Below are 19,531 nucleotides of genomic sequence, written 5' to 3' on the forward strand. Positions count from 1 at the left end.
GATACTGTATTTCTTTTTTGCATTACTTTACCCACTGTCCTCTTTCATTTAAACGGAAGCCGGAAATAGTAGTGTTCTTCGCCATTGCCCCGTCCTCTTTGAAATAATAGTAAACCGTGTTTCCGTTTTCCTGTAAGGAAATCCAGCCCGTTCTCATGGCACCGGAATTGTCAAAGTAATATTGCTCCTTGCCGATCTGCATGATGCCGTTGGAAAGCATAGCCCCACAGCGGTCATCCTTTTCCGGACGAAGATAATACCACTTCTGGTTAATGAATCTCCAGCCGGTCTTCATATCGCCGTTGACCGGGTCCAAATAGTACCAGTCCCCATAGCTATTCTTAAACCATCCGGTTTCCATCTCCGCCTGTCCGTTGAAATGGTACCAATGTCCATTCCACTCCACCCAGGTGTTGATGGCAGGCTGGCTGTTGGGGAAACGGAAATACCACTTTCCGTTGCTTTGGCTAAAACCGATAGTACTAGGAATGTTGGCAGTTCCGGAATTGTTCTGTCCGCTCTGTCCCTGTACCTGATTTTCACTGTACTTTCCTTCTCCGTTGGAACGGGTGCTTTGCTGGATATCCAAAACCTCGGACTCCGCTTCCTCAGAGGACTTTCCCGCCTTCTTCTGCTCCTCGGTATAAGGAATGGTCTTTACGGAAAATGTATAGCTTCCCTCCTCTGTCATCCAAGGATAAAAATTCAGGCTTAACGCATCTGTGGTAATCTTTGCCAGTCTTCTACCTTCTTTGAACAGGCTTACCTCATAGACGCCGGAACCGTTTTCCGGAGCAGTCCAACGAGCTCTTCCCAGAGAATTACTGTCCCACTGCAAATTATCCGCCATGGAATACTGCCCCTGAACCGCTCTTAGCTGAATCAGAAGCTCAAGCTCTGTGGAACTGATTCTCTTGGCACTAATCAGAGTTCCGTTGGTCACCCGAACATTGTTGCTGTTATAGGCACCGAAGAACTGGTAATAGAGAGTATCTCCATTGCTCTTATCCCGGCTGTCCGCCACAAGATAAAGCTGTACCTTGGGAGTGCTTCCCACGGTAATGTCTCCTGCATTTCCGCTGTCTACCCACTGAACCGCATCCACGTGGTATTTGTCGCTGTCCCCTGTGGAAAAATCGCCTTCACTGATATTTCCAAGACTATCTCCCGGATCCAGATTCCGAAGTCTTTCCTCTACCTTAATTCGAATCATATTGATGTTGCTGATGCTATCCTTCGCAAAAGCAGGCATGCTTAAAGAAAAAAGCATTGTGGCCATAAAGGCTAAAGACAGCCCCAGGCGCTTTCCTGTATTTTGAAAAAATCTAATCATACAAAACCTCCTGTTCACATTTCCTCTCAGTATAAGGCGGGTGCACAGGGGAAAACAAGTGCTTTTCTCTTACAATTCCGGAACAGCCGACTTGCCGCAGACCTTAAGACATTCTGCAATCCCGTAGCTCTATTACAGCAATTTGATTTCTTAAGTCCTCTTTATCCACTTTCCATTGGTAAAGTCGGGAATGGCTACCGGCTGTCCCCCAAGAGCAATAGACTCCTCCGCCAGGGCGGTAATGCTCATCCAGCTGGCCATATCATACACATCTATCGGCATGGGCCGGCCTTCCTGCAGGCAACGGATAAAGTCGGAGAAAATCAGATAATCCATGCCCCCATGTCCCTTCTTCACCCCCGCCTTCAGATAGTCTTTCCACAGGGGATGCTCATATTTTTCCCGGAAACGCTCCACATTTCCCCACTGCTTCTTCCATTCAAAATGATCCTTTGCTCCCTCATCCCCATCCAGGAAGATAGAAGCATTGTCCTCCATATACATCCCCTTCGTCCCCTGTACGGTGAAGCCCCGGGAATAGGCTCTGGGCAGGGTGGTATCCAAGGTCAGTAAAATGCTTTCCCCATTACTGCATTTGATGATGGTATTGACCACATCCCCCTGCTGAAATACCGTATTTTGCAATGCCTTGTCCTCCGGCTTTTTTTCCTTGATATACTCTCTAAGGCCTGCTGCCTTGGAAGCCATGGAGCAAAGGCTTAACATACGGTTTCCCCGGTTGATATGAAGCACCCTGGCAATCGGTCCTAGCTCATGGGTAGGATAATTTTCCGTATTGCGATGAATGTAATTTTCCAAACGGTAATGGCGGTTTTCCTTTCCAAAGGAGATTTCCTCCCGCAAATCATGCTTATAGCCCCCTTCGCAGTGCACAATCTCTCCCAGAACCCCCTCCTCCGCCATGCGGTAAACCATCATTTCATCCCTGCCATAGACGCAGTTTTCCATAAACATAATGGGAGTCTTTGTTTCCTCATAGCAATCCACCAGATTCCAACACTCCGACAGGGTATAGGCTCCCCCCACCTCGGAGGCCACCGCTTTTCCTGCCCGCATGGCCGCCATGGCTATTTCACTATGAGTATCCCAGGATGCACAAATCACAATCGCATCCAAATCCTCCATGGAAAGCATCTCCCTATAGTCGGAGAAGGTCTTAGGTCTTTCCCTTCCCATCTCCACTAAAGCATCCGCCACTTCCTTCTGCCGATCCGAATAAACATCACAAAGTGCAATAAAATCCACATCCGGATGCTCACAATACACATTTTTTACTAAGTCCGCCCCTCTTTGCCCAAGACCGACAACCCCAAGCTTCACCATCTTTCCCATAACCCATCCTTTCCCGCCGTAATTAGCGCCCTTGATCCTAATTCTGACCACTATTCTATCACGATTCCATTTCAGAAAGCTTTCCCCTATGGATAAAAGATTTTCACTATCGCATACAGTAGTTCATCCCTCATTTGCATTCCTAGCTATGCTGGAACTATTTTGATAGTTTTACCTGTGTCAGCGAAGGGTTTTCTTTAAGAAGAGGCAAAATATGTTCCCGATCCGTCATCATACTTATCTGCGCTTTATTAAAAGCATAATTAATGTAATTTATCAAATCATATTTCGAAAATCTCGGAAACCGCATAAAGACGGTATACTTTGGACTTTGTTAATTATTCCTGCTAAAAAAGTGCAGTAGTAGGCACACAAACACCATAACTACTGCACTTTCATTATAAATCACTTTTTCAGTAATATAGGACTGAAAAGGGAGTCTGGGCTCAACCCTTCTTATATCTGCACTCATTAAAAGCCAACAAAAAAGAACTGTGAAGAATTATCTTAGACAGGTTTTCGGTAATATAGGTCTGAAAGGGGGAGTCCGGGCTCAACTCTGCTTATGTCTGCACTTATTAACAGCCAACAAAAAAGAGCTGCGAAGAATTATCTTAGACAGGTTTTCGGTAATATAGGTCTGAAAAAGGAGTCCGGGCTCAACCCTACTTATGCCTTACTCACTAACAGCCAACAAAAAAGAAGCTGCGAAGAACTATTATAGACAGGTTTTCGGTAATATAGGTCTGAAAGGGGGTAGTCTGAGCCCGTCAGTACTTACTGAAAGCGAGCTAAAGCGAAGCTCGAAGTTAGTACTGCTACGTGGCGAGGCTAGCGGGAGCGTGCCCCATTTTCAGACCTATATTACATAGAAAACCGTCTTACCTCTTCACAACTCCTTTTGTAGGCAAAGTCAGCGAGAGCATGCCCCACTTTCAGCCCTATTTTCCATGAAAACCTTATTAATTCTTCACAGCTCCATCATCATACAAATGACAGCAAACCTTATGCCCATTTCCCATATCCTTCTCTTCCGGCACCTTGCTCTTGCAGATTTCCATGCACTGGCTGCAACGGGTATGGAACTTACAACCCTCAGGAGGATTGGCGGGGGAAGGAATACTTCCTTCCAGAATAATACGATTCATCTTCGCCTCCGGATCCGGAATCGGAATCGCGGAGAACAAAGCCTTGGTATAGGGGTGGAGAGGATTGGCAAAGATATCCTCCGTATTTCCGAACTCCACCAGATTTCCAAGATACATTACGCCAACCGTATCCGCAATATGCTCTACCACGGATAAGTCATGGGAAATAAAGAGGTAGGTCAGCTTATACTTTTCCTGTAAATCCTTCAAAAGGTTGATAATCTGCGCCTGAATGGATACGTCCAAGGCGGATACCGGCTCATCACATACCACAAACTCCGGATTTAAGGCCAAGGCTCTGGCAATACAGATTCTCTGTCTTTGTCCGCCGGAGAACTCATGGGGATAACGGCCCTTATGGAAGGGCTGTAAGCCACAGTTATCCATAATGCGGTCAATGTAGTCCTCGTACTCCTCCTTGGGAACCAGATGATGCTCTTTTACTGCCTCTCCAATGATTTCGCCAACGGGAAGTCTGGGAGAAAGGGAGGAGAAGGGATCCTGGAAGATAATCTGCATCTTGGTACGCATTTCGTTTAGGGCGGACTTGGAAAGATCATAAACCTCTTTTCCGTTAAACAGCACATCTCCCGCTGTCTTCTCTCCGCTTAAGCGTAAAATGGCTCTTCCTGTGGTGGTCTTTCCGCAACCGGACTCGCCCACCAAGCCCATGGTACTTCCTCTTTTGATGGAGAAGGAAATGCCGTCAATGGCCTTCACCTGTCCCACCACCGTATTAAAGAAGCCTCCACGAATAGGGAAGTATTTCTTTAAGCCACGGACTTCTAAAATATTGTCTTCATTTTCCCGGACAGTCTTTGCTTCTGTCTCCTTTAAAATGCTATTTTCCATTATTTCCTCGCTTCCTCATCATACAGGTAGCAGCTTACTCTGTGGGTCTCAGTCAGGCTGATTTCACCGGGGTAAGCCCCATCACAGCAAGCCTTCCGCTTGTCGCAACGATCTCGGAAGTAACAATAATTTGGCATGTTAATGGGGTTTGGCACCTTTCCGGGAATGGAATAGAGCTTATCCACATGCTTTCCTACCACAGGCTTGGAAGCCATCAAACCGATGGTGTAGGGGTGGGAAGGATTGGAAAAGATTTCCTTCGCCGTTCCCGCCTCTACCACACGACCGGAATACATAACCACCACATAGTCCGCCATTTCCGCAATTACCCCAAGGTCATGGGTAATCAGCATAATGGAGGAGTTAATCTTGTCCTTTAAGCCTCGTAACAAATCCAGAATCTGTGCCTGAATGGTTACGTCCAAGGCTGTTGTAGGCTCATCCGCAATAATTAACTTAGGAGAGCAGGCCAGAGCCATGGCGATTACGATACGTTGCCGCATACCGCCGGAAAGCTCGTGGGGATACATATTGTAAACGCCCTCACTGTTGGCAATGCCCACCATTTCCAAAAGCTCAATGGTACGCTTCTTCGCCGCCTCTTTCGTTTCATAACCGCTCTTATGGAACAAAAGCACCTCATCCACCTGGTCTCCGATTTTGAAAACCGGATTTAAGGAGGTCATAGGCTCCTGGAAAATCATGGACATAAAGTTTCCTCGAAGGTGCTGCATCACTGTCTCAGGGGTCTTGGTAATATCGTAAACCTTATCTCCCGTATTTAAGCGAATGGCTCCGTCCACAATCTGTCCCTGAGGCCGCTGTAAAAGCTGCATCAGAGAAAGGCTGGTTACGGATTTTCCGCAACCGGACTCTCCCACTACCCCCACGGTTTTTCCCATAGGAACGGAAAAGCTCACGGAATCCACACTCTTTACCGTTCCGGCATCCGTGTAGAAATAGGTCCGAAGATTCTCAAACTCCACCGTATTCTCCGGATTCTTCATCTCCGTCAAATACTCTGATTCCGGGACATTTTTCCGCTTCCGCTTTTTCTCTAAGGCAGCGGTGATTTTTCTATTTTCTTTCGATATCCTCCGGGATTCTTTACCGGAGAGATAACCGTCTTCTCTTGCCATTTTCTATCCTCAACTCATCTTCCTACAGCTTTCCAAGGCAAATGCCGGAAAGCATGATTTTTTACCGAAACCTTTTATCGCTTCATCTTCGGGTCAAAGGCATCTCGCAAGCCGTCTCCCACCAGGTTAAAGGCCAACACGGTAAGCAATAGGCAGACACCGGCAGGAATCCAAATGAAGAGATAGTTACTTAAGACATAGGTATTGTTAACATCGTTAATGATATTTCCCCAGGAAGCAAAGGGGAACTTTACACCAAGTCCCAGGAAGGACAATACCGCCTCTGTCAAGATTACGCCTCCCAAGCTCATGGTACAGGTAACAATGAGCTGAGGAATAACGTTTGGTAAAAGGTGTCGGAAGATTCGGTTTACGGGCTTAATGCCTGTAGCCTCCGCCGCAGTCATAAATTCCTGCTCTCTTAAAGTAAGAATCTGTCCACGTACCAATCTGGTGATGGAAGGCCAACCGAAAAATCCCAGAATAATCATCAGGTAAAACATACGAATCTGGGGATCCACTCTCATCGCATCCATAGCCGCACCGATGATGATGTAGATTGGAATGGTGGGAATGCAGTAGAAAATATCCACAATTCGCATGATTAAGGAATCAATCCAGCCTCCGAAGTATCCGGAAATACCGCCCAGAAGCATTCCCAAAACGGTTTCGATAATCACAACTACGAAGCCGATATAAAGAGAAACTCTTCCGCCGTACATCAGTCTGGTCAACATATCCATACCGTTCTTATCGGTTCCCAGAGGATGGGCCTTACTGGGTGGAGAATAAGAGTCATAGACCATCTGCTCTCTGCTTTGCAGAATATTATAGGTTTTGGAGGTGGCGTCATATTCCATGGTATAGTTTGCCTCTACTCCGTCATCGTCGGTAAAGCTAAAGCTGGTAGCTCCCGCCTGAATCTGCTCCAGAAGCTCTTCCTTAAACTTCTGGGAGAAGGTCACATCGCTCATAATGGCATTCACCACATAACGGCTGGCATAGGCATAGGCTGTTCCGTCCTTTGTTACGGTTCCATCCTCGGAAAGGGTATAGCTGCTGCCTCCATCAGTAAATTCCTTTTCTCCGTTTGCCAAGGCCTTTAAAATGCTTAGCTGCTCCGCAAAAGGAATCTGTCCTGCTCCGGAAACGGAAGTCACGGTATCCACTGCCGCAAAAGCTACCGGGTCAGAGCTTCCCTTCTTTGTAATGATATAGAAGTCTTTTCCCGCCTCTTCATAGCTATAGTCTACGCCTCCTGCGGCAAACTCTGTCAGCTTCTTTCCCTTGGCCAATACGAACTGGGCCTGGGCAAGGGCAGGGAAACTGTCCTTTTCCGCCTGCTGATAACGAAGCTCCGTGTTCACCTTAACGCCGGCATACTTCTGGCTTTGGCTGTCCTTACGATAGAAGAGCTGAGACTCTCCGTAGGGCATTAAGGCTCCTCCTAAGAAAGAGAAGAGAAACATGAAAATCAAAACCACCATACCCAAAACCGCAATACGGTTTCGGAAAAAACGCTTTGCCACCATTGCTCCGGGGGAGAGGGTTTTGACACGACGGTCATCACTTAAAGAATATTCAGCATTCTTCGATGCATTAGCATCGCTATACTCTTCCGTATTCTGCACAGTTTCTTGTGTAGTTTTATCTACAGAATTTTCTAAATCAGACATCTTTTCCCCTCCTTTCCTAATCAATACGAACTCGAGGATCTACCACGGCATATAAAATATCCGTTAGCAGGTTTCCAATCAAGGTCAAAACGGCAATAAACACTAAGTAAAACATGGAGAACGGAATGTCTCCTGAAATCATAGCCTGATAAGAGGTGTAACCGATTCCCGGAATGGAAAAGAGCTGCTCCGTAATCATGGCTCCGGAAAATAATCCGGGAAGAGAGGTGCCCCAGATGGTTACCAGCGTAATCAAAGTATTTCTGAAGGCATGATGATAGATTACCCGTCCCTCGGAAAGTCCCTTGGCTCTTGCGGTACGGATATAATCCGAATTTAATACCTCCAGCATATTGGTACGAATATATCGCATATACGCTCCGATGCTGGCAATCAGAAGGGTAAGAATCGGTAAAACCAGGTGTAAAGCAATATCCATCTTCTTTCCGCTTGGAGAAAGAATATCGTAATTTCTTCCCACCAGTCCGCCTAAGTCGAACCATTGTAATTTCACGGAAAATACCAGCTTCAAAAGAGAAGCTGTGAAGAAGGTAGGAAGGGAAATTCCTGCCAAAGCTACGATAGAAATCACATTATCCTGCCAGGAATACTGCTTGGTTGCCGCAATAATGCCCAAGGGCACGGAAATAGCAAATTCCAAAACCATAACCACAAAGCTCATGATAAAGGAAATACCCACTACCTCTTTAAATTTCTGGGTAACCGGCACGGTGTACTTCCAGCTGTCTCCGAAGTTTCCTCGAAGAGCCTTGCCCAACCAGGCAAAGAATCCGGGAACGATTCCCTTGTCCATGCCGTAAGTAGCCTCCAACTGCTGCATCCACTCTTCAAAGCTTTTGGAGCCGGGCTGTTGAGACTTCTGTCTGGCGATCTGCTCCAAATAGGAGGTTGGTAGAGATCGCATTAAAATATAAAGCAAGAAAGCCACGATAAACAGAATCACTACGGACCATAATAATCGTTTGATAATATACTTTTTCACTGAAAAACCTACTCTTCCATATCAAGAATAGCCGCATTCCTAAAGCTTCAGGAAACGCGGCTATTACCCGAAAAATGTAGACGGAACAATCCGTTTACTTTTACTTTGCTAATTGAAGATTCTCAACTTCAGCATACCACTTATAGAATGGGCTGATATCCGGAGTAATGGTATCCACCTGAACACGCTGTGCAGAGAAGATGGTTACTTCCTTTCTCTGGTAGATTGGTACCTCGCAGGACCAGTCGATAATCTTGTCAAGACAAGCCTTATACATGGTCTTACGGTATTCCTGATCAGTTGACTCTCTTGCCTGAAGAATCATGGCATCTAAGTCCGCATCCTCAATCTGGTACTGGTAGTTGGAACCTCCGGGATTAGCACCACCATTTGCAATATCGGAGTAATATATCTGGAACATATCCGGATCCGGTGTTGCCTGCCAAGCCGCACACCACATCTCTGCCTGCTTAGCCTGAAGCTTGTTCCACAGGTCGGCACTGTTGGAAATATCGTTAATGGTAAGCTTCATACCGATTTCCGCAAAGGCCTTCTGTGCCTCTGTCAAAATCATAAAGGAGGGGTGGTCTCCGGTTCCGGAACCGGGGATGATAACCTCATATTCCATCTTTGCCCCTGCAGGAGCTGCAGTAATCTTTCCGTCTGCCACGGTGTAGCCTGCCGCCTCTAAGAAGCCTAAAGCCGCCTTCTTTGCTGCTGCATATTTATCCTCATCGGACATTCCTGATGTATAAATTGGTTCTCCCTTTGCATCCTTGGAGAAAGCAATCTGATAGCCGTCATCGGTAGGCTGAGGTGCTGCCCAGGAAGTATTGGTAATCGGATAATTGATTACACTTGCTCTGTCTCCATAGTAGCTGCTTACCGCAAGGTCTCTGTATACAGAGAAAATAGTGGCAAAGGCACGACGAAGATTCTTGGAAGCTTCACTTCCCGGCTCATTGTTTACAGAAACATTGTGGGCATTAATACCGATATATCCATATCCTAAGGCATCTACAGCAGAGGTATAGATCTTGTCTCCGGAGATTTCTCCGTTGCTGTTTGCCTTCTTAATGGCATCTGCAATCTCATTGGTATAGCTTGGGTTGGTTACATCTGCTGTTCCTGTCAAGACTGCATTTACACGGTCAGGCTGTGCAACATAGTTCACCTTCAAACTCTTGGTCTTCGGTGCGCCGAGAAAGTAGTTCTCGTTTGCCTTCATGGAAACCACACCGTTTTCATATTTCTCAAAAACGTAGGCACCTGCACCTAAAGGCTGAGTGGTCTTTGCACGAACACTGCTTAAATCTCCCTTGGGGAAACCGAACTTATTGTTCGCATAGTCATACTGGGCAGGATCTCCATAGTAGTGTAATGGAGAGATGGCCATAGCAAGCTGATAGATTGCCTGAGCGTCCACCTTGGTGGTAATAACACGTACAGTGTTGTCTCCGGTCTTCTGAATACCGCTGATATTGGGAGCGGAATTACCGGTCTCCACACCGACTGCGTAGTCCTTGTAGCTTTCCATTAACTCGGTAAATGGAGTACCTGCACTTTCTGCAGAACTCATATCCTTTACACTGCCGTCGTACTTTGCTACCATGGCATTGAAGAAATCCATGGCTGTTGCATCTTCCTTCAATCCTTCATAGCCATAGTTTGCCGCGAATGCCGCTACGGAATCTCCTTCCTTGTTGCTTCCGCTGGAAATTAAAGAATCCTCAATTTCCTTTACAAAGGCCTCTGCAGCCTTCTTGTAATCTGCCCAGAACTTTGTCTGCTGTTCCTCTGTCCACTTGGAGAAGTCCTTATTATCCTCTCCTGCAGCCAGAATCAGCTTAAAGAGGGGCTCCATACCCTTTCTGTATTCTTCCATACCCTGAATCGGTACGGAATAGAAGGAAGCTGATCCGTCATAGGTAGGATCTGCAAAAACATACATGGAGAAAATAACATCATCAACAGTTAAAGGCTTGCCATCAGAGAATTTTACACCATCCTTTATAGTAAAGTCATAGTATACGGTACCGTCTGCATTCTCGGTAACAGCTAGGTCTGAAATTCCCTTATAACTGTATTCCTTTCCGTTATATTCCTTGGTCTCTCCCTCAATGCCTTTGTAAATAATGGCACCGCTTCGATCTATGGGTAAGAGTGGGGCTGTGACAAAATTCACTACATCCTGATCCGGTACAGTCTCAGCGAAAAACGGAGAAAACTTGGAGCTGAACTCATCCTGAGCAAAAACCAGGGAACCGTCGGTATTTCCGCCGGCTTCTTGACCGCTTTCGCCCTGAGCCTTTGTTCCGTCCTCCGCCTTCTTGGGAGAGCATCCTGCCAATGCGGAAAGCGCCATCACTGATGCAAGCAGTGATGCCATAATCGCTTTTCTTTTCTTCATACTACTTCCTCCTTTTAGTAATTTTTTGGCTTCCTTTCAAACTGCATTTTCATTCATTATAGACCGTTCTTTCCTCCATCTTCCAAGAGGAAAAGCTCTGTTTTAACTTCCGCCAAAACAGGATGGAAAAAACGATAAATCCCAAAAGCAAAGCAAAAACCAATGCCTCTCCTACAAGCCCTCCATCTCTACCCCCACGCAAGAGATAAATCCCCTGGAAAAGAAGAAGGATTCCTGCAAATAGGAAGGAAAGAACCACATTTCCCTCCAAAGGAATGAAGCTTCTTTGATAGGTCCAACCGTCCACCATACCTTTCTTCCTAAGATAGCCCAGGAAACGAACAGAGGCTAAAAGCACTTGAATGATGCACATACCATAGGGCAAGGTCAGAAAAAGCTTGTGGGATAGGGCAACCTTAGAGAAAAATCCCGGAATCAAGAGAAAAGGAAGCTGAAAGAAATAACAAGCAATCAGAAGCCGTTTTTCTTTTTTTTGCAATTCCAAAGGCCGTATATCTTTATACAGCTTTTTTCTTGCTTCATCTGCCTCCCTGGAAAGAACGCCGCCTTTTCCATAGGGCGTCCTAAACATTCCCATGCTTTCTCCTCCATTGTTCCGTCCTATAATGAAAAATATTGTGATCTCCTGAAACTTATTCTTTCTCACTTAATTAGTTCATGATTTAAAAATAAGAAAATTTCTTGTATCTCACAATAATTTAACCCATAGCTTACCTGTATTTTTATGCTACGTCAATTATATTTATAGAATAAGAGATATTCCTGATTATATTTTCTTTCTTATTTTGCCAATTTTGTTTATATAAACTTTATCATTTTTTTGCATTTTGTTATTTCATTCTTCTATAACTACTCTATCATTTATTTTGTTTTAGCTGTTTTACGCAGTATTTCTTTGCTATTCTTATACAAATACGCCAGTATTTACACTATGGTATCAAAAAAAGAGGAAGCCGGGCTTCCTCTTTTTTAGCAACTTTGTTCTATTCGTTTTGTAAAATATTATACAAGCTCTAAAAGAACTTCCATAGCAGCGTCTCCCTTACGAAGACCTACCTTTACGATTCTTGTATATCCACCGTGACGGTTCTCGTACTTTGGTGCAATCTCTTCAAAAAGCTTCTTCGCCAAGTCTAACTTCTTGGTGTTCTTCTTTCTTCCGGCTGCTTCTTGAGGTCTAACAGTTGGAACATAGGTAGCTGCAAGAATCTGACGACGAGCCTGCAAACGGGAAGGCTTATCCTTCTGGATGGACTTCTCTACTTCCTCATAAACGGTAACCTTCTTACCGTCTTTCACTTCTTTAACGCGCTTTCCATCCGCATCCTTCTTTGCAACCTTTGCATTAACGACAACCATCTCATAGTTGTCTTTCTCTCTTACTGCCAAAGCAATAAGCTTCTCTACCTGCTTGCGAACTTCCTTCGCTCTAGCCTCAGTAGTAAAAATCTTTCCATGCTCCAATAAAGAAGTGGTTAATGCACGAAGCATTGCCTTTCTCTGGTTTGAAGCTCTTCCTAACTTTCTATAATTTGCCATGTTTTCTCCTTATCCGTGCTTTTTAGTCTTACCGGTTGGCCTTACTGTTATCTATTCTTCCGGAAATGATAATCCCAGATTCAAATCTCTTAACTTCGCCAAAACTTCCTCAAGAGACTTTCTTCCCAGGTTACGAACCTTCATCATATCCTCCGGTGTCTTGGAGGTTAACTCGGACACTGTGTTGATTCCTGCTCTCTTCAAGCAGTTATAGGAACGGACACTTAATTCCAGTTCATCAATATTCATTTCCATTACTTTGCCCTTTTCATCTTCGGGCTTATCCACCATAAGCTCTGTTGCAGCCACTTCTTCAGAAAGCGCTACAAACAAATCCAGGTGCTGAAAAAGCATTTGTGCCGCCTTGGAAATCGCATCTTCCGGAGACATACTTCCGTTGGTATATACATCCAAAGTCAATCGATCATAGTCCGTCATATTTCCTACACGGGTATTCTCGATAGACATATTTACTCTTTCCACAGGAGTATACAAAGCATCAATGTCCTGATATTCCTTTGGTGCTTCTACTCTTCCTTCTGCCTTTTCTCCGGAGTAACCCTGTCCTCTACTGATAAAGAGGGAAATGGAGCCTTGGGCTCCCGCCTCTACAGTAGCAATATGCTCTGTAGGATTACTCAGCTTAAGTTCCGACTCTCCAATAAAATCTTCAGCCAGAATCTCGGACTTTCCGGATAAATCAACGGAAACTTCCAGACTTTCCACTTCCTCCGGCAAAATCACCGCAATGCTCTTAAGATTGGTTAAGAGCTCAGGGAAACTTTCCTGAATTCCGGAAACCTTGTCTCCGGACAGATTTTCGATCTTAATTGCAGAAATCGCAGCCCCGGGCAGAGAGGAAAGCATCATCCTCCGAAGAGAATTTCCTAGGGTTGAGCCGTAGCCTCGTTCCAGTGGTTCACATACGAAACGACCAAAACGCTTATCCTCTGAAATTTCAAGAATTTCAATGTTTGGTTTTGTAAAATCAAACATGCTGCCTCCTTTTTTAGGCTATCATTACTTAGAATACAACTCGACGATTAACATTTCGTTTACAGGAACGTCAATGTCTTCTCTGTGTGGAAGAGACTTAATGGTTGCGCTAAGCTTCTCAGCATCCATCTCTAACCATGCCGGTACCATTCTGCCGTTGGTTACTTCCACAATATCCTTATATCTCTGTGCAGTTCTCATGGATTCTTTAATCTGAATCACATCCCCTGCAGATACAAGATAAGAAGGAATGTTTACAATCTTTCCGTTAACGGTTACGTGACGGTGTCCTACAACCTGTCTAGCTTCTCTTCTGGTTCTAGCCATTCCCATACGGAAAATAACGTTGTCCAGACGAGACTCTAAAAGAATCATAAGGTTCTCACCGGTCTGTCCTGCTAACTTCTCTGCCTTAGCATAGTAGTTACGGAAAGGCTTCTCTAATACGCCATAGATGAACTTTGCCTTCTGCTTCTCTCTAAGCTGAAGACCGTACTCACTCATCTTTCTTCTTGGGTTACGAAGCTGTCTGTTGGATTTCTTATCCACTCCTAAAAATACGGGGTCCAGTCCAAGTGACCTGCATCTTTTAAGCACAGGAACTTTATCTACTGCCATTTTATCCTCCTAAATATCAAGTTTTGTCGACTCAACAAGCCAACATCCCTAAAAAATTGATACGCCCTTTACACCGATAAGGCTTCTTCAGGCTGACCACATGGTCATACTGTTCTGTACAAGCTTATGCCGCTATAGGAAATTCCATAATCTCCCGGGCACAGTGCATTATACTCTTCTGCGCTTTGGTGGGCGGCATCCGTTGTGTGGAACCGGTGTAACGTCCTTGATGGAGGTTACTTCCAATCCGTTTGCTGCTAAAGCACGGATTGCTGCTTCTCTTCCGGATCCCGGTCCTTTAACCATTACATCCACATACTTTAAGCCGTGTACCAAAGCTGCCTTTACAGCAGTCTCAGCAGCCATCTGCGCTGCATATGGAGTAGATTTTCTTGAACCTCTAAATCCCAGACCGCCGGCACTTGCCCATGATAAAGCATTACCCTGAGCATCTGTCAAAGTAACGATAGTGTTATTGAAAGATGATTGGATATGTGCCTGTCCGCGTTCAACGTTTTTCTTTACGCGCTTTTTTGTCACTCTCTTACCAGTTGACTTAGCCATAGTTAAACTAACCTACTTTCCTTTTTCTCTTCTTCCTGTATTTAAAACATGAAGATCCATTAGTTACTGTTCAGACCTTACTTCTTCTTGTTAGCAACGGTCTTTCTTGGTCCCTTACGGGTTCTTGCATTGGTCTTAGTCTTCTGACCTCTTACGGGAAGTCCCTTTCTGTGACGGATTCCTCTGTAGCAACCAATTTCCTGCAAACGCTTGATGTTTAAAGCGATCTCTCTACGAAGGTCACCTTCTACCATCTGGTGTTCTGCAATATAGGTCGCCAGAGTCTTTACCTCATCGTCAGTTAAATCCTTTACTCTTGTGTCCGGATTTACGCCGGTTTCTGCAAGGATCTTGTCTGCTGAGGGTCTTCCGATTCCGTAGATGTAAGTCAAACCGATTTCGATTCGCTTCTCTCTAGGTAAATCTACACCTGCAATACGAGCCATCTTTGATTTCCTCCTGTTAATTAACCTTGTCTCTGCTTATGCTTAGGGTTTTCACAGATAATTCTGATGGAGCCCTTTCGCTTGATTACTTTGCATTTTTCGCAGATAGGTTTTACTGATGATCTTACTTTCATAAGTAAAATTCCCCTTTCCTTTACGAATTTGAACAGAGTTGCCGTATCATTCTAGCAAAACAGTCTTGAAATGTAAAGCGAAACCCTACTTATCTCTCCAGATAATTCTTCCCTTTGATAAGTCATAGGGAGAAAGCTCAATAGTCACCTTATCTCCCGGTAAAATACGAATGTAGTTCATTCTTAATTTTCCGGAAATATGAGCCAATACCTGATGCCCGTTTTCCAGTTCCACCTGAAACATGGCATTTGGTAACTTCTCGATTACCTTACCTGTAATTTCGATTACATCTGATTTCGACATACTCAATTCATCCTTTCGATAGACTTAGGATTTCCGGTCCGTTGTCTGTGATTAAAATTGTATTTTCATAATGTGCCGTAAGCTTACCGTCCAGGGGAACCACCGTCCAGTCATTGGATAAAACCCTGACCTCCGGATTGCCTTCCGTAATCATGGGTTCTATGGCCAAGGTCATTCCTGCCTGTAGCTTCGGGCCTTTCTTCTTCATGCGATAGTTGGGTACTTCCGGATCCATGTGTACCTGATGGCCGATGCCGTGTCCCACATACTGGGTAACTACGCCGTAGCCGTGGGCTTCTACATAATCTCCGATGCTTCCGCAAATATCATTTAGATGATTTCCGGGAACCGCATTTTCGATTCCCCGGAAAAAGGATTCCTTACAAGTTTCCACCAGTCTTTTGGCATTCGGTGCGATTTCTCCCACCGCCCAAGTTCTGGCGGCATCGCTGTGATAGCCCTTGTAATTTACTCCGATATCGAAGGAAACGATGTCTCCCTCTTTTAAAATCCTTGTCTTCTCCGGTATTCCGTGAATCAACTCCTCATTCACGGATACGCAACAAGCTGCCGGAAAGTCATAGAGATGAAGAAAGCTTGGAGTACATTTTGCTTTTCGGATGAGCTCCTCTGCGTACTTATCCAGTTCGTAGGTGCTCTTTCCCGGGGCTACCGCCTCTCCTACTTTCTCATGTACTTCTGCAAGAACCTTGCCTGCTTCCCGCATCAGTTCAATTTCTCTTTTGGACTTAATCTCAATCATGGATTTTCCTTTCCACTTGGCTCAAGATTTCCTTTACCCTTGCAAATACCGTTTCTAAATCTTTTGTTCCGTCAATCTCTTCCAGAATTCCCTCTTTCTTATAGAAGGAAATCAATGGTTCGGTACTCTGATGATAAACCTTCAAACGATTTTTCACCGTATTCTCTTCATCATCTTTTCTCTGCACAAGATGCTCACCGCAGTTGTCGCAAATCCCCTCTTTTTTTGGCTTTAAGGTTTCCAAATGGAAAATCGCACCACAATGGGGACAGGTTCTGCGGCCGGCCATTCTGTGAATAATCACATCATCCGGTACTTCAACGTCCAATGCAAGATCAATCTTTTCTCCTTTTGGAGCCAGAGCATTTTCTAAAGCTTCCGCCTGAGGAATGGTTCTGGGGAATCCGTCCAGGATATAGCCCTTCTCACAATCCTTTTCTTCCAAACGGTTCAGAAGCATCGCAATGGTGATTTCATCGGGAACCAGCTCCCCATGATCCATATATGTCTTTGCTTTTAAACCAAGCTCTGTTTCCCCTTTAAGATTAGCCCGGAAAATATCTCCGGTGGAAATATGGGGTAAACCGTAAACCTTAGAAATACGACTTGCCTGGCTTCCTTTTCCCGCACCAGGCGCTCCTAACATGATAATCTTCAATATGGGCCTCTTTCATGATGGGATAAACCACTATGAGCCTCCTTAGTAAACTAAGGAGGCTATAGATTAGTTGTCTAAAAATCCTTTGTAGTTTCTAATTACCATTTGAGAATCGATGGCCTTCAAAGTTTCCAAAACAACACCTACGATGATGATTAAGGAAGTTCCGGAGAAGGAAATTCTGCTGACGTTAAATACGCCTGAAATGATAATGGGAACTAATGCAATAATAGCCAGTCCGGTGGCTCCGATAAAAATAATATATCGAAGAATACCTTCCAGATAATCACTGGTCGGCTTTCCCGGTCTGATTCCGGGAATAAAACCACCCTGCTTCTTCATATTGTTTGCTACTTCCAAGGGATTAAAGGAAATAGAAGTATAGAAGTAAGCAAAGAAATACAGTAGGGCAATGTAGAGAACTAAACCTAAGGAATAAATCGGAGCATTGGGATTTGCCCAGGAACCGGAATTTAATCCCATGATAATCTGTCCTACAATAGAGCTTTGATCCACCCTTATAATCTGCCCGATAACCACCGGCATGGTCATTAAGGAGGAAGCAAAGATTACCGGCATAACACTTGCCGTATTCACCTTTAACGGAATCTGAGACTGCTGTCCGCCAACAAGTCCTCTTCCCTGTACTCTTCTACTATACTGCACCGGGATTCTTCTTTCTGCATCCTGCAGAACTACGGTAAACGCCACCATACAGAAGATTGCCGCAGCAATGATAATAGCCGCTACAACCATCTTCGCAGTGTTATTTCCCATAATAAATCTCTCATAGAGTGTGAGAAAATCCTGTGGAACCGAGGATAAGATATTGAACAAAAGAACCAGAGAAATACCATTTCCCACTCCCTTGTCCGTAATTCTTTCACCAATCCACATCAGAAGTGCAGATCCGGCTGTCATTGCTACTACGCAAATCACTACGCCGGCAATCTTACGAAAGACTGAACCCTCTGCATATCCAATCAGAAGTCCGGAACCGCCAAATCCTACTGCCATGGCTGTAGACTCTAAAAGTGCTAAACCGATGGTCACGTATCTGGTGTATTCTGTCAGCTTCTTTCTTCCCTCTTCTCCATCCTTCTGCATTTCTTCCAGGGCGGGAATCGCCACGGTTAAAAGCTGAATAATAATAGAGGAAGTGATATAGGGGGTAATGGATAATGCAAAAATACTGAGCTGCTCGAAGGATCCTCCGGTCATGGTATTAAACCAACCGAAAGCATCGTTTCCGGCCATGCTCTTAAATAAATCTCCAAAATATCCCGGATTTACACCCGGGATAGGAAGATTTGATCCAAAACGAATTACTACGAGCATAAGGAAAACATAAATAAGACGATCTCTTAAATCTTTTACCTTAAATGCATTTCGTATTGTTTGAAGCATTTAGATCACCTCACAGGTTCCGCCCACAGCCTCAATCTTCTCCTTTGCGCTCTCGGAGAAAGCATTTACCTTAACAGTAAGCTTCTTTGTTAATTCACCGTTTCCAAGAATCTTAACACCGTCATTTACCTTACGGATGATTCTCTTCTCCAGTAAATTTTCTAAAGTAACCTCATCTCCTGCATTGTAACGATCTTCCAATACGGAAACGTTGATTCCTGTAATTACCTTTGAGTTGGGATCTGTAAATCCTCTCTTAGGAATACGACGGAATAAGGGCATCTGTCCACCCTCGAAACCGATTCTTGGTGCTCCGGAACGAGCCTTCTGACCCTTGTGTCCCTTACCTGCTGTCTTACCATTTCCTGAACCGTGACCTCTGCCACGACGGAAATTCTGGGAGTGCTTAGAGCCCTCTGCAGGTGATAACTTTGATAACTCCATAGTCGCCTCCTTAAATCTCTTCCACTTTTACCAAGTGATTGACTCTCTGAATCATTCCCTTAGTGGTGCCATTGTTCGGAAGCTCTACAGACTGACGAATCTTCTTAAGTCCAAGAGCCTGAACGGTTGCCTTCTGCTTAGGGATGGCACCGATAGGAGACTTCACTAAAGTAATTTTTAATTTATCTGCCATTTCTACCCTCCCTCTTAACCTGTAATTTCTGCTACAGTTTTGCCACGGAGTGCAGCGAACTGCTCAGGAGTCTTCATAGAAGTAAGTCCCTGTAAAGTTGCATAAACTACATTTGTCTTGTTGTTAGATCCTAAAGACTTTGTACGGATGTTTCTGATTCCTGCCAACTCACACACCATACGTGCAGGTCCGCCGGCGATGATACCTGTTCCTTCAGGAGCCTTCTTCAGAAGAACTGTGGAAGCTCCGAACTTTCCAAGGTAATCGTGTGGTACAGACTTATCCTCATTTACAGGTACAGTAACCATGTTTCTTACTGCAGCCTCTCTTGCCTTACGAATCGCTTCAGGTACCTCAGTTGCCTTACCGGTACCGCAGCCAACGTGTCCATTTCCATCTCCAACTACTACAAGAGCGGAGAATCTCATGGTACGTCCACCTTTAACAGTCTTAGCAACACGCTTGATGGCTACTACACTGTCATTTAACTCTAACTGATTTGCGTCAATTTTTTCGCGCTTCATCTTAGT

At 44.8% G+C, this 19,531-nt stretch carries 21 protein-coding genes; all 21 read right to left on the minus strand.

Annotated elements, in window-relative coordinates; genetic code table 11:
• Window positions 1–22: 22 nt before the first annotated feature.
• Window positions 23–1,333: an N-acetylmuramoyl-L-alanine amidase family protein gene (locus tag RDQ32_RS04020; protein WP_308579213.1), complete on the minus strand. Its 1,311-nt coding sequence runs from the start codon at window positions 1,331–1,333 to the stop codon at window positions 23–25.
• Between the two features lie 150 nt (window positions 1,334–1,483).
• On the minus strand, window positions 1,484–2,686 hold the full coding sequence (locus tag RDQ32_RS04025) for a Gfo/Idh/MocA family oxidoreductase (RefSeq protein WP_308579214.1): 1,203 nt from the start codon (window positions 2,684–2,686) through the stop codon (window positions 1,484–1,486).
• 962 nt (window positions 2,687–3,648) lie between these two features.
• On the minus strand, window positions 3,649–4,686 hold the full coding sequence (locus RDQ32_RS04030) for an oligopeptide/dipeptide ABC transporter ATP-binding protein (RefSeq protein WP_308579215.1): 1,038 nt from the start codon (window positions 4,684–4,686) through the stop codon (window positions 3,649–3,651).
• Window positions 4,686–5,825 carry an ABC transporter ATP-binding protein gene (locus RDQ32_RS04035; protein ID WP_308579216.1) on the minus strand — a complete coding sequence of 380 codons (1,140 nt, stop codon included), beginning with the start codon at window positions 5,823–5,825 and terminating at the stop codon, window positions 4,686–4,688. Before RDQ32_RS04035 ends, RDQ32_RS04030 begins: the two co-directional genes overlap by 1 nt.
• Window positions 5,826–5,899: 74 nt before the next feature.
• Window positions 5,900–7,501, minus strand: coding sequence for an ABC transporter permease (locus RDQ32_RS04040; protein WP_308579217.1), 1,602 nt, complete (start codon window positions 7,499–7,501; stop codon window positions 5,900–5,902).
• Between the two features lie 16 nt (window positions 7,502–7,517).
• Window positions 7,518–8,504, minus strand: a complete 987-nt coding sequence (locus RDQ32_RS04045) for an ABC transporter permease (RefSeq protein WP_308579218.1) — start codon at window positions 8,502–8,504, stop codon at window positions 7,518–7,520.
• A 100-nt stretch (window positions 8,505–8,604) separates the two neighbouring features.
• The gene (locus tag RDQ32_RS04050) at window positions 8,605–10,914 is read right to left on the minus strand and encodes an ABC transporter substrate-binding protein (RefSeq protein WP_308579219.1); all 2,310 of its coding nucleotides are present in this window, start codon (window positions 10,912–10,914) and stop codon (window positions 8,605–8,607) included.
• 49 nt (window positions 10,915–10,963) lie between these two features.
• Window positions 10,964–11,512, minus strand: a complete 549-nt coding sequence (locus RDQ32_RS04055; protein WP_308579220.1) for a hypothetical protein — start codon at window positions 11,510–11,512, stop codon at window positions 10,964–10,966.
• 425 nt (window positions 11,513–11,937) lie between these two features.
• Complete coding sequence (locus RDQ32_RS04060) at window positions 11,938–12,474, minus strand: L17 family ribosomal protein (protein ID WP_308579221.1); 537 nt, start codon at window positions 12,472–12,474, stop codon at window positions 11,938–11,940.
• Window positions 12,475–12,525: 51 nt separating this feature from the next.
• Window positions 12,526–13,470: a DNA-directed RNA polymerase subunit alpha gene (locus RDQ32_RS04065; RefSeq protein ID WP_007157653.1), complete on the minus strand. Its 945-nt coding sequence runs from the start codon at window positions 13,468–13,470 to the stop codon at window positions 12,526–12,528.
• Between the two features lie 24 nt (window positions 13,471–13,494).
• Window positions 13,495–14,088: a 30S ribosomal protein S4 gene (gene rpsD, locus RDQ32_RS04070; protein ID WP_183683838.1), complete on the minus strand. Its 594-nt coding sequence runs from the start codon at window positions 14,086–14,088 to the stop codon at window positions 13,495–13,497.
• Window positions 14,089–14,256: 168 nt separating this feature from the next.
• Window positions 14,257–14,652 carry a 30S ribosomal protein S11 gene (gene rpsK, locus RDQ32_RS04075; RefSeq protein WP_007157655.1) on the minus strand — a complete coding sequence of 132 codons (396 nt, stop codon included), beginning with the start codon at window positions 14,650–14,652 and terminating at the stop codon, window positions 14,257–14,259.
• A gap of 77 nt (window positions 14,653–14,729) precedes the next feature.
• Window positions 14,730–15,098 (minus strand): 30S ribosomal protein S13, encoded by a 369-nt coding sequence (gene rpsM / locus RDQ32_RS04080; RefSeq protein WP_007157656.1) that lies wholly within the window; start codon window positions 15,096–15,098, stop codon window positions 14,730–14,732.
• Between the two features lie 20 nt (window positions 15,099–15,118).
• Window positions 15,119–15,232 carry a 50S ribosomal protein L36 gene (rpmJ, locus tag RDQ32_RS04085; RefSeq protein WP_003022746.1) on the minus strand — a complete coding sequence of 38 codons (114 nt, stop codon included), beginning with the start codon at window positions 15,230–15,232 and terminating at the stop codon, window positions 15,119–15,121.
• 85 nt (window positions 15,233–15,317) lie between these two features.
• A complete protein-coding gene (gene infA / locus RDQ32_RS04090; protein WP_007157657.1) occupies window positions 15,318–15,536 on the minus strand; it encodes a translation initiation factor IF-1 in 219 nt (72 codons plus the stop codon).
• 7 nt (window positions 15,537–15,543) lie between these two features.
• Window positions 15,544–16,299, minus strand: a complete 756-nt coding sequence (gene map / locus RDQ32_RS04095; protein WP_308579222.1) for a type I methionyl aminopeptidase — start codon at window positions 16,297–16,299, stop codon at window positions 15,544–15,546.
• Window positions 16,292–16,957 (minus strand): adenylate kinase, encoded by a 666-nt coding sequence (locus RDQ32_RS04100; protein WP_007157659.1) that lies wholly within the window; start codon window positions 16,955–16,957, stop codon window positions 16,292–16,294. The genes map and RDQ32_RS04100 overlap by 8 nt, the downstream gene beginning before the upstream one ends.
• Window positions 16,958–17,023: 66 nt before the next feature.
• Window positions 17,024–18,364 (minus strand): preprotein translocase subunit SecY, encoded by a 1,341-nt coding sequence (gene secY / locus RDQ32_RS04105; protein ID WP_007157660.1) that lies wholly within the window; start codon window positions 18,362–18,364, stop codon window positions 17,024–17,026.
• Entirely contained in the window at window positions 18,365–18,808 is a 444-nt protein-coding gene (rplO, locus tag RDQ32_RS04110) for a 50S ribosomal protein L15 (protein WP_007157661.1), read from the minus strand.
• A 10-nt stretch (window positions 18,809–18,818) separates the two neighbouring features.
• Window positions 18,819–19,001: a 50S ribosomal protein L30 gene (gene rpmD / locus RDQ32_RS04115; RefSeq protein WP_007157662.1), complete on the minus strand. Its 183-nt coding sequence runs from the start codon at window positions 18,999–19,001 to the stop codon at window positions 18,819–18,821.
• 14 nt (window positions 19,002–19,015) lie between these two features.
• Window positions 19,016–19,525: a 30S ribosomal protein S5 gene (gene rpsE, locus RDQ32_RS04120; protein WP_007157663.1), complete on the minus strand. Its 510-nt coding sequence runs from the start codon at window positions 19,523–19,525 to the stop codon at window positions 19,016–19,018.
• Window positions 19,526–19,531 lie beyond the last annotated feature (6 nt).

Source organism: uncultured Oribacterium sp. (assembly GCF_902481605.1).
GTDB classification, from domain to species: Bacteria; Bacillota; Clostridia; order Lachnospirales; family Lachnospiraceae; genus Oribacterium; species Oribacterium sinus.

Coding starts and splice junctions, on each gene's coding strand:
- RDQ32_RS04020 (WP_308579213.1), bottom strand. CDS start 1,333: ATGATTAGATTTTTTCAAAATACAGGAAAGCGCCTGGGGCTGTCTTTA.
- RDQ32_RS04025 (WP_308579214.1), bottom strand. CDS start 2,686: ATGGGAAAGATGGTGAAGCTTGGGGTTGTCGGTCTTGGGCAAAGAGGG.
- RDQ32_RS04030 (WP_308579215.1), bottom strand. CDS start 4,686: ATGGAAAATAGCATTTTAAAGGAGACAGAAGCAAAGACTGTCCGGGAA.
- RDQ32_RS04035 (WP_308579216.1), bottom strand. CDS start 5,825: ATGGCAAGAGAAGACGGTTATCTCTCCGGTAAAGAATCCCGGAGGATA.
- RDQ32_RS04040 (WP_308579217.1), bottom strand. CDS start 7,501: ATGTCTGATTTAGAAAATTCTGTAGATAAAACTACACAAGAAACTGTG.
- RDQ32_RS04050 (WP_308579219.1), bottom strand. CDS start 10,914: ATGAAGAAAAGAAAAGCGATTATGGCATCACTGCTTGCATCAGTGATG.
- RDQ32_RS04055 (WP_308579220.1), bottom strand. CDS start 11,512: ATGGGAATGTTTAGGACGCCCTATGGAAAAGGCGGCGTTCTTTCCAGG.
- RDQ32_RS04060 (WP_308579221.1), bottom strand. CDS start 12,474: ATGGCAAATTATAGAAAGTTAGGAAGAGCTTCAAACCAGAGAAAGGCA.
- RDQ32_RS04065 (WP_007157653.1), bottom strand. CDS start 13,470: ATGTTTGATTTTACAAAACCAAACATTGAAATTCTTGAAATTTCAGAG.
- rpsD (WP_183683838.1), bottom strand. CDS start 14,088: ATGGCAGTAGATAAAGTTCCTGTGCTTAAAAGATGCAGGTCACTTGGA.
- rpsK (WP_007157655.1), bottom strand. CDS start 14,652: ATGGCTAAGTCAACTGGTAAGAGAGTGACAAAAAAGCGCGTAAAGAAA.
- rpsM (WP_007157656.1), bottom strand. CDS start 15,098: ATGGCTCGTATTGCAGGTGTAGATTTACCTAGAGAGAAGCGAATCGAA.
- rpmJ (WP_003022746.1), bottom strand. CDS start 15,232: ATGAAAGTAAGATCATCAGTAAAACCTATCTGCGAAAAATGCAAAGTA.
- infA (WP_007157657.1), bottom strand. CDS start 15,536: ATGTCGAAATCAGATGTAATCGAAATTACAGGTAAGGTAATCGAGAAG.
- map (WP_308579222.1), bottom strand. CDS start 16,299: ATGATTGAGATTAAGTCCAAAAGAGAAATTGAACTGATGCGGGAAGCA.
- secY (WP_007157660.1), bottom strand. CDS start 18,364: ATGCTTCAAACAATACGAAATGCATTTAAGGTAAAAGATTTAAGAGAT.
- rplO (WP_007157661.1), bottom strand. CDS start 18,808: ATGGAGTTATCAAAGTTATCACCTGCAGAGGGCTCTAAGCACTCCCAG.
- rpmD (WP_007157662.1), bottom strand. CDS start 19,001: ATGGCAGATAAATTAAAAATTACTTTAGTGAAGTCTCCTATCGGTGCC.
- rpsE (WP_007157663.1), bottom strand. CDS start 19,525: ATGAAGCGCGAAAAAATTGACGCAAATCAGTTAGAGTTAAATGACAGT.